General features: G+C 40.6%; 7 protein-coding genes. 3 read left to right on the top strand and 4 right to left on the bottom strand.

The genetic code is table 11. The features are described from left to right. Window positions 1–224: 224 nt before the first annotated feature. On the top strand, window positions 225–1106 hold the full coding sequence (locus tag PAE54_RS11930; protein WP_326519596.1) for a polymorphic toxin-type HINT domain-containing protein: 882 nt from the start codon (window positions 225–227) through the stop codon (window positions 1104–1106). A gap of 941 nt (window positions 1107–2047) precedes the next feature. Here the strand turns inward: PAE54_RS11930 and PAE54_RS11920 are convergent. From PAE54_RS11920 to PAE54_RS11905, 4 genes are read right to left on the bottom strand one after another with little or no spacing between them, the layout of a single operon-like run. After that, window positions 2048–3505: an efflux transporter outer membrane subunit gene (locus tag PAE54_RS11920; RefSeq protein ID WP_130089824.1), complete on the bottom strand. Its 1458-nt coding sequence runs from the start codon at window positions 3503–3505 to the stop codon at window positions 2048–2050. A gap of 15 nt (window positions 3506–3520) precedes the next feature. After that, complete coding sequence (locus tag PAE54_RS11915; protein ID WP_130089823.1) at window positions 3521–4648, bottom strand: ABC transporter permease; 1128 nt, start codon at window positions 4646–4648, stop codon at window positions 3521–3523. A gap of 1 nt (window position 4649) precedes the next feature. Continuing rightward, window positions 4650–7421, bottom strand: a complete 2772-nt coding sequence (gene rbbA, locus PAE54_RS11910) for a ribosome-associated ATPase/putative transporter RbbA (protein ID WP_326519595.1) — start codon at window positions 7419–7421, stop codon at window positions 4650–4652. Window positions 7422–7441: 20 nt separating this feature from the next. Continuing rightward, the gene (locus PAE54_RS11905; RefSeq protein ID WP_004871259.1) at window positions 7442–8440 is read right to left on the bottom strand and encodes an HlyD family secretion protein; all 999 of its coding nucleotides are present in this window, start codon (window positions 8438–8440) and stop codon (window positions 7442–7444) included. A gap of 589 nt (window positions 8441–9029) precedes the next feature. On the opposite strand from PAE54_RS11905, the gene PAE54_RS11900 reads away from it, so the two are divergent. Next, window positions 9030–9350 (top strand): type II toxin-antitoxin system RelE/ParE family toxin, encoded by a 321-nt coding sequence (locus PAE54_RS11900; RefSeq protein ID WP_272330591.1) that lies wholly within the window; start codon window positions 9030–9032, stop codon window positions 9348–9350. Next, complete coding sequence (gene nadS / locus PAE54_RS11895; RefSeq protein ID WP_000369782.1) at window positions 9343–9615, top strand: NadS family protein; 273 nt, start codon at window positions 9343–9345, stop codon at window positions 9613–9615. Before PAE54_RS11900 ends, nadS begins: the two co-directional genes overlap by 8 nt. The last annotated feature ends 128 nt before the right edge of the window (window positions 9616–9743 follow it).

The raw sequence follows: 9743 nt of genomic DNA, 5'->3' as shown, positions 1-9743 counted from the left end.
AATCAACAGGGTTTTCGGTCTCTAAGTACTTTTTAAAGGGAACATCATCGACTCAAATCTCTATTTGCAACAGTGCCTTGGCGCAAGAGTTGGAACTTTGGCTGAGAATAGATATGGTACTGGTTTGCGTGCAATGGCAGCTGAATCAATTAGTTTTGCAGCTGTAGATACTTTTGCCCAATCTTTAATTTATAAGGTAACTGATGGTGCTACTGGCAATAATAATGACACTCCGTCATTTTGATGGTATAGAGGATGATTTGCTGTATCAACTTGCCCAAGATATGGAAACCAATGGTGCTCGAGAAATGCGCTCCACTGTAGAGCAAGGAGGATGTTTCCCCGCAGGGACACGAGTAATGACTGATAAAGGACTAGTCTCTATCCAAGATATTAAGACCGGAGATATGGTACTGTCTAAGCCAGAGAATGGAGAAGGAGAAATTTGCTATAAACCTGTTGTAAGAACTGTTTCTTATGACAATAAAGAAATTTGGGAGTTAAGTTATTTTGAAATTAGTGCAGATACAGATATTTCTAAATTAACAAGAATAAAATTATTACAAATTTCTCGTAAAGGGAAAATGTTTAGTACTATGGCAACACCAAATCATCCATTTTGGGTTAAAGGAGTAGGATGGACAAGGTTAGATGAATTAAAAAATGGGCAAATTATAGAAACTAATGATCCTAAAATACTTGCTTTAGTCTTCATGGTTAATCCGTTACGAAAAACAAGTAAACCTAATGTTGCTGGTAGTTACCATCCACGTAATTTATTTGATGCTGATAAAAAAGGTTTTGAGATTGAAGATGTTGAATATTTTGATTTATTTGAATACTCCGATCTAGGGCTATGTGGGGTACTTGGAGAAAACTCATCTAGTCCATTTATGGTTGATAATCATGAAATTCATGTTTTGAAAGAAAATTTCACATTAAAAGTTTATAATTTTGAAGTTGCAGATCATCACACTTATTTTATTACTAAAAGAGGATTATGGGTTCATAATACTAATTGTGCAGAGGCTACCCCAGACGCTGCACCAAAAGATCTAGTGACTCGTTCAGGTAACGAAATATCTAAAAAAGATACGCTGGCATGATATTAATGTATATGCAAATAAAGCTTCAGTTTATGAGGCTTTTAATGGCATTCAAAATGGTGAGGGTGGAATTGCGATTGTTAAACGTGCCATCGGAAATGATACAGGAAAAAATGGCAATGTATTACCATCAATAGAATTTGATAGAGGTGCACCAAATGCATTATTTGATAAAGGTGTTGGGAATAATGAGCACTATGAATATATTTTAATCGGTGAGCATCCTAATTACAGAAATGCGGACGGCACCGTTAATAACAAGTTCTATAATAGACCTCTTGCGAAAGTCAAAACCACCTCAATCTAAGTTTCATGAGATATCAGAACTTAAACCGTTTTTCAGATTCTGAATTTAAACGCTTGGTTGGCGTACCTCGACCAGTTTTTACCGAAATGGTAGAGGTTTTAGAAAAAGCAGAATCACTCAAAAAGAAATCAGGTCGTCCTCATACTTTAGCTATTATATGAAAGCAATAAAGTGTCATACTATGTTGTGTGTAAGTGTTTTATTTTATTGATATTAAATTTAAATGATATTTATTAAAGTATCATACTATACGCAAAAACTAATCTAAGTATAATTCTATTAAAATAAAAAAGTTTCATACCAATATTTCAATATACTGAAAATAATGAATATATTTTCTTTTTTTGAAAATTGGGATGAAACTTTATTACCAAGTATTATTGTTTATTACTTAGTATTTAACTTTATTACTCAAAAACACAATCAGAATAATTTTCACATGATGCTTTTAGATATAAACAATCTCATGACGTAGCAGTGCTACAACCTGACTGCTCAAACCATTGGATAAATAAAGCCCTTGTAAAAACAAGGGCTTTATTACACAAATATTCAAAAGCTGAATTTTTCCAAACCATCAAAATTTAAATTTCTACCTGGGTAGAAGATGAATAGAGCAATTAAAGCACTTTATTCAGTCAGACTGGGTGGATTGCCACCCCCCGCCAAGTGTTTTATACAGATCCAGTAGATTTTGTGCCTGCGCCAGCTTTCCCTGAACCTGTTTATCTGCAAGCTCATTTGCGGTTAAACGTGCACTAAGTGCACGATCCAGCGTCATTTGGCCATAACGATACAATGTACTGGCATCTTTGGCTTGTTGATTGGCTTTATGCAGTGCCTGTGCCAATAAAAGATTTTGACGACTTAACGCAAATTGAAGCTGATAACTACTGTCTACTTCAGCAAGTGCTTTTAATACAGCATGATCATAATCGGCCAGAGCAGCCTGCAAACGATGATCACTTATTTCAATATTATGATGAATACGTCCGGCTGTAAAAATTGGCAAAGTCATCCCTGCACTCACCAAACCACCATAACCTTTTAAATCTGGTAAATCGCTATCCAGACTCAATTGCCCGGTTTGCCAAAAAAACTGCATATTAAAACGCGGTAATAAATCTGCCTGTGCACTGGCCCGTTTGGCACTATATGCTTGTACCACCGCCTGTTTGGCCTGTATATCTGGACGGCGATTCAGGATTTGCAACGGCCGCTGTCCTTGCGGGGGGGCTGGAATATGCTGCAAGATATTTTGTGGGCTTGCTGCGAGTTTAAATCCTTGTGGCACTTGGCCGGTCAATACCGCGATATTACGCTGATACGCATCGGCCTGTGCCTGTAGAGTGGCTAATTGTGCTTGTACTGCTGTAAGTTTGGCATCTACATCTTTAACATCATAATCGGTAATCTGGCCAGCTCTAAATCTCCCCTGAGCATACCGTTTTAACTGCTGTAACGTCGCAACCGTATGATCACCAATTTTGATGCGTTGCTGTAAACTGCGAACGGTAAAGTAATTCTGGGCAATATCACTAGCAACCAGCATTTGAGCGCCATACCATTGCTGCATGGTCGCCAGACTGGCATATCGGGCAGCATCTACATCACTTTTTTTCTGTCCAAAAATATCGAGTTCCCAGCTCGCAATAAAGCCCATGTGCTGCGCATGTCCACTAAAATTGAAATTATCATCGCCCAGTGATGACCCGAGTTGAGATAAAACGTTTTTCACATCTGAATTTAACGGATTGTCTAGCTGGAATTGATGAGCACTAACCCCTGCATTGGCCCCTAAGGCGGGCTTGAGGTCGGCTTCTGCTAATTGTGTGGTAGAACGTGCAGCCTGTAAATTTTCCAGTGCTACCTTTAACTCGTGATTGGTTGTCAGTCCCTGTTCAATCAATCGGTTTAGCACAGGATCATTCCAGTTTTGCCACCATTGTGCAATTTCTGCCGATCCTTTTGCCATATCGGTCTGATCAAATTGTAAAGGCAGCATAACCTGGGACTCTACTTGGACTTGATCTTTGGCACAGCCACTTAAAATTAACCCCGTTAACAAACTCACATACAGCCATTTATTCATTTTTATCCCCCTGGTTTAACCTTGCCGTGCCAACATATGACGAAAACGCCCAAGTGCCAATGCCAGAAATACAATCCCCATCAGCATCATAATCAGTAATTTATCCCACACACTATCAATACCGGCATTCCGGAATAAAACAAACTGTCCGAACTGAACATATTGTGTGACGGGTGAAATCTGCGTCAACCATTGCATGACTTCAGGCATACTTTCCAGTGGCGACTCCGAACCGGACAATAACCGTGTGACCACATATACCGGCAAACATAGCAAGCCAAATTGTGGCATTGTGGGAGCAAGCGTTGCCAACCAGATTCCCAGTGCCGATACCGAAAACAAATAAATCACTGTTCCCAAGGTAAATAAAGTCACAGAACCATTAATGGGTACCTGCAACCAGTGATTTACGACAAGCCATAAGGACAGTAAAGCAGCTACGGTAATCACCAATCCATTGGTCAGAATTTTGGCCATAGCAATTTCACTGGCAGAAACTGGCATCACCAATAAATGCTCAATGGTTCCATGTTCACGCTCGCGGATAATTGCCGCACCAACCAGCACCATGGCCAGCAGGGTAATATTGGCAATAATCTGCACAACACTGAGATACCAATGTGATTCGCCATTCGGGTTATACATGACATTCAGGACAGGCTTCACCGGGAGTAAACTTTCTGAAGAAGGCTGTTTTAAAAATTGACTGACTTGCTGTGAAATGATTTGTTGAAGATAGACTAGACCAATACCGGCCTGTGTAACTGAGGTTGCATCCGCCAAAACCTGAATTTCAGGGGCACGACCTGCGACCACATCTTTTTCAAAATTGGCAGGAATGTCAATCACAAAAACATATCCGCCCTGATTCATCTGCTGGTCGATATTTTCCCGTTGTTCCAGTACTGGCGTTTTAAAATATGGCTGCTGTAAGGCATCCCGTATTTGATACGATAACTGCGAATGGTCGGCATCGAGAATGGCAATTGATGAATGACGGACTTCCGTGGTAATTCCTGTAGAAACCGTATAAACAGCCACCGAAAGGACCACCACAATCAAGACCATTAACGTATAATCACCTAGCAAACTGCGCAGTTCTTTCCGGCTTAAAAACCAGACATTTTTCATCCATTGCCACATGCTATTGCTCCTGTTTCTTTAAGAACAAACCTGCCAGCAATACATATAGGATGCAAAATAGCGTCAACATTACATAATATTGGACAAAATCCTGAAAACCCAAACCCTTGGTAAAACTCCCCAGACTGATCAATTGATACCATGCAGTTGGAAATCCCCAACCGATCCAATAATTTACGCCCGTTAATGTAGATAATGGATAAAGTAACCCTGAAAAATTCAATGCGGGAATTAAGGTAAAAATCGCCGATGCAAAAATCGCCGCAACCTGCGTTTTGACCAGACTCGAAATCAATAAACCAAAAGCTGTCGCGGCACAAACCAGTAAGAGTGCCCCTAATGTCATGGCCCAGAAACTTCCTGAAACAGGGACATCCAGCACCACAACGGCAAGCCAGACCAGACTGAAATAACTGCACATCGCCAAAGCGATATAAGGTAACTGTTTACCAATTAAAAACTGTCGGACTGATGCCGGAGACGTATACAAGTTGGTAATTGAGCCGATTTCCCGCTCTCGCACCACACCGAGGGCGGTCATCATGGCGGGAATCAACATCATCGCCATCATGATCATTCCAGGTGTAAAAGCATAAATACTTTTGAAATCCTGATTATAGACAAATCTTGGCTGTATCGAGACCGCAGATTTGACCTCTATCGGCAGCCCCATGGCCGTTATTTTATCTGTCCCGTAATTACTCATCATGCCAAGAATAAAACCCTTAATATTTTCCGCAGTAAATGGCATGGAACCATCTACATAGAAGCCGACTTCCGGTTTATTTCCACGCATCAGATCTCGACCAAAATCAGGTGGAATATCAATCACCAACCTGGCTGTAGATGTTCTTAACACAGGATCAATTTCAGCCTCGGAACCAATATATTTTTCCAGCGTAAAATATCGCGAAGCCGTAAAATATTCCGTTAAGGCCCGACTTTCCACACTTTGATCACGATCCAGAATTGCGAGTTTGACATTTTTAACATCAAAAGAAACGCTATAGGATGCTGTCATCATGAGAATGATCGGGCCAAGAATCGCAAAAAACATTCGAATCGGATCACGCCATAACTCTTTGCCTTCCCTGACAGCAAATGTCCAGACCATGGCAAACCAGGCCATTAATCTATAAAAAAGTGTCTGGTTCTGGCGGGCTTCACTTCTTAAACTCTCTTGCTCTTGATCGGTGTGATGCTGAACAGGGTGTTCAGCTTCACCTGATGCTTGCTCCAGATAAATAATAAATGCCTGCTCGAGTTCATCTGTGTGTTGCGCCTGACACAATGCCTGCGGTGTCCCTACTGCCAGAACCCGTCCACGGTGCATAAATGAAATACGGTCACAACGTTCAGCTTCATTCATAAAATGCGTCGAAACAAATATCGTAATACGATCCTGTCGCGATAATTTTATGAGATGCTGCCAGAACATATCTCGTGCAGCTGGATCGACGCCAGAAGTAGGCTCATCCAGAATCAATACTTCCGGATGATGTAAACATGCTGCTGCTAACTGTAAGCGTTGCCGAATACCTAAAGGCAAAGCGGCGGGCTGAGTATCGGCTTCTTTTTGCAGATCAAACTGCTGCAATGCACTTTGCACTGCATTTTTAGCATCATTCCCTGTGAGCCTGTACAATTTTGCATGTAGTTCCAGATTCTGACGTACCGTTAATTCTTCATATAATGAAAATGCCTGTGACATATAACCCACTTTCATTCGGGTTGCCATGTCTCCTGCATTAATTTCTTTTCCTAGCAGTTTTGCCGTGCCTGAACTGATATCCAGCAAGCCTGTTAGCATTTTCATGGTGGTGGATTTGCCACATCCATTTGAGCCTAAAAAACCAAAAATTTCACCGCGTGCAATCGTAACGTTAACATGATCTACTGCAATAAAATCACCAAATTGCCTGGTCAAATCATGTGCTTCAATTGCCGGAGGAGAATCTGGATCTGCAACAAATGGCGTCACGTGTAACACGCCCGTTCCACGTTTATTTTCTGGCAGCAGCTTCACATAAGCTTCTTCGAGTGTTTGACTCTGGGTCTGCTGTAACACTTCCTGCGTTGTTGCATTGGCAATTAACTGTCCATCATCCATCGCCAATAAATATTCAAAGCGTTGCGCTTCGTCAATGTAAGCGGTTGAAACAATCACCGTCATTTCCGTATTTTCAGCGCGTAAATCATCAACCAGATTCCAGAATTGCCGTCTTGATAAAGGATCAACACCTGTCGTCGGCTCATCTAGAATTAATAATTGCGGATTATGGACTAAAGCACAGCATAAACTCAGCTTTTGTTTCATGCCGCCAGATAATTTACCAGCCGGACGATTCACAAAAGGATCTAATCCTGTTGCCTGTAATAATCGCTGGATTCGCTGTTTTCGGGCACGGGTATCCAAACCAAAAAGGCTCGCATGAAAATCTACATTTTCATAGACAGACAATGTGGGATATAAATTGTGCCCCAAACCTTGGGGCATAAAAGCGATACGCTGTGACAAATGTTTCTGGATTTTTTTTTGTGAAATATCCTGATCAAAAATCAAAACCTGCCCGCTTTGGATCACCTTCACCCCGGCAATAAGGGATAATAATGTTGATTTTCCAACACCATCAGGTCCAATCAACCCGACTGTAACAGATTTGGGAATCGACAGATGAATATTATTTAATGCTCGAACCTGCCCATAAGTATGAGAAACGCCCTGTAACGATACAGCAGTTACAGTGTTTTCTTGCTGTTTTACATCCGTCATGGCGAACTGCCTATTCAATTTTATTGTGTTCTGGCGTTTTGCTGTAATTGCGGTAATTTGGCCTGCCATTGTACTGGCCATGCCTCTTGTGGATTGGTACGGACATAACCATTACCAGTTAAGCCACCTTTTAACACCCCTTGATACTGCAAGCTAATTTGTTGGGGAATACGCAATTTTACCTTATACATAAGTTTTTCGCGTTCATTGGCTGTTTCCACATATTTAGGGGTAAATTGTGTATTGCTGGCAATAAATGTAATTTTTGCAGGCCAAACTGCATCAATCCCGTCAAGCACAACTATGGCATCATCACCCAGCTTTAATTTTCCAACGGTATCTGTAGGAAGAAAAATTGATAAAGTCACATCACTAGGATCAAGTAAAGTGATGACTTTACTGCCAGGCCCAACAACATTGCCCAGTTCCGCAATACGATACTCTACCCGACCAGTCTGTGGTGCGCGGATGAACATATCCTTATTGGCCGAAGATGCGATATTCATTTGTGCCTGAGCCTGATTAACCGCAGCAATTGCTGACTCCCGTGCTGCCTGGGTTGCTTTAACCGCAGCTGCCTCGCCATCCCGTGCTGCTTGACGGCGTTGCACTTCTACCACAGAAATCAAATCCTCCTTTTTCAGCTGTAGCGCATTATCCAGCTCGAGTTGTGCAACCTTTAACTGCTGTTGTCTTGCTGCAATCTCAGCTTCGGCCTGATGTACTGCTTCTTCTGCACGCTGTTTACTGGCTTGTGCACCTTCAACCAAACTGTGACTTTGCTCAGCTGACAAAACCACTAATACTTCATCTTTTTTAACCAGATCACCTTCTTGTACCTTAATATCAATCACCCGGCCTGGATACAAAGAGGCGACATCAAGTCGCTGTAGTTCCAATCGCCCATTACTCCCCTCAAAACCCGAAGGTAATTTTTTCAAACTTTGCATATTGACCCATACAGCCCCCCCGATAAGTACACACACAATTACAGCAATAATGAGCCATTTTTTTTGCATTGGCTTTATTCCTTATCAAATACAGACATAAAGGCATATTATAATGGTTCGGTTACACAAACCAGTCCATCAAAACTTATTCAGTAATATTATTTCCAGATGAATAAGCAGGCTTGAATGATATTCACCTTATTTTCCTTATATTATTCATTTTTTGGATAACAAGACTTTTAATAATCCGAGTTACTGTTTTTTGAATGAATTGCCAATTTTATATATGAAAGCAATAAAGTGTCATACTATGTTGTGTGTAAGTGTTTTATTTTATTGATATTAAATTTAAATGATATTTATTAAAGTATCATACTATACGCAAAAACTAATCTAAGTATAATTCTATTAAAATAAAAAAGTTTCATACCAATATTTCAATATACTGAAAATAATGAATATATTTTCTTTTTTTGAAAATTGGGATGAAACTTTATTACCAAGTATTATTGTTTATTACTTAGTATTTAACTTTATTACTCAAAAACAGATTCTACAAGCGGACATTTCTATTTAGGGTTTACATAGAGTCTCTAGCTCTCGTTTTTTTGTTTTAAAACTGCTAAAATTTTTATACGCCATTGACGTATCCAAATCTATGTTATTCATTGAAACCAGTATCTTTACCAAGCAAATCAAAGAGCTTGTGAGTGATGAAGAGTATCGTCAGCTCCAGCAAGATCTCCTGATACAGCCTGATAAGGGTGACTTAATCAAGAATGGTGGAGGAATTCGTAAAGTACGTTGTGCTCAAGGCAATAAAGGAAAAAGTGGTGGTATCCGCGTGATCTATTATTGGGTCACAGAAGATGATCAGATCTTTTTTCTGGTGGCTTATCCAAAGTCTGTGAAAGATAATCTGACAGATAAAGAAACCTCGATCCTGCGTCAATTAGTAAAGGAGCAATTTCATGGATAACAACTTATTTGATGATCTGGTTGCTTCAATCAAAGAAGCTGGGGCCATCAAACGTAATGAGATAAAGGCAAGTCGAGTCACAGAGCTTGAACTGCCAGATATTAAGGAAGTACGTGAAAAAACAGGCTTAACCCAAGCTGAATTTGCTGCACGTTTGCATATCAGCGCGAGAACCCTGCAAAACTGGGAACAAGGCCGGCGTTATCCGACTGGCCCTGCAGCGACGTTAATCCGTATTCTGGATGCTCACCCGGGTCTGATTTAAGTTAAATAGACGAGAAATGAAAAAACCCTGGCATCCTGCCAGGGTTTTTCGGGCACTGTTGCAAATAGAGATTTGAGTCGATGATGTTCCCTTTAAAAAGTACTTAGAGACCGAAAACCCTGTTGATT

The sequence above is a fragment of the Acinetobacter minutum genome, assembly GCF_035916735.1.
Taxonomy (GTDB): Bacteria; Pseudomonadota; Gammaproteobacteria; order Pseudomonadales; family Moraxellaceae; genus Acinetobacter.
Note: the sequence above shows the minus strand (reverse complement) of the source record. Positions and strands in the feature narration are given on the sequence as shown.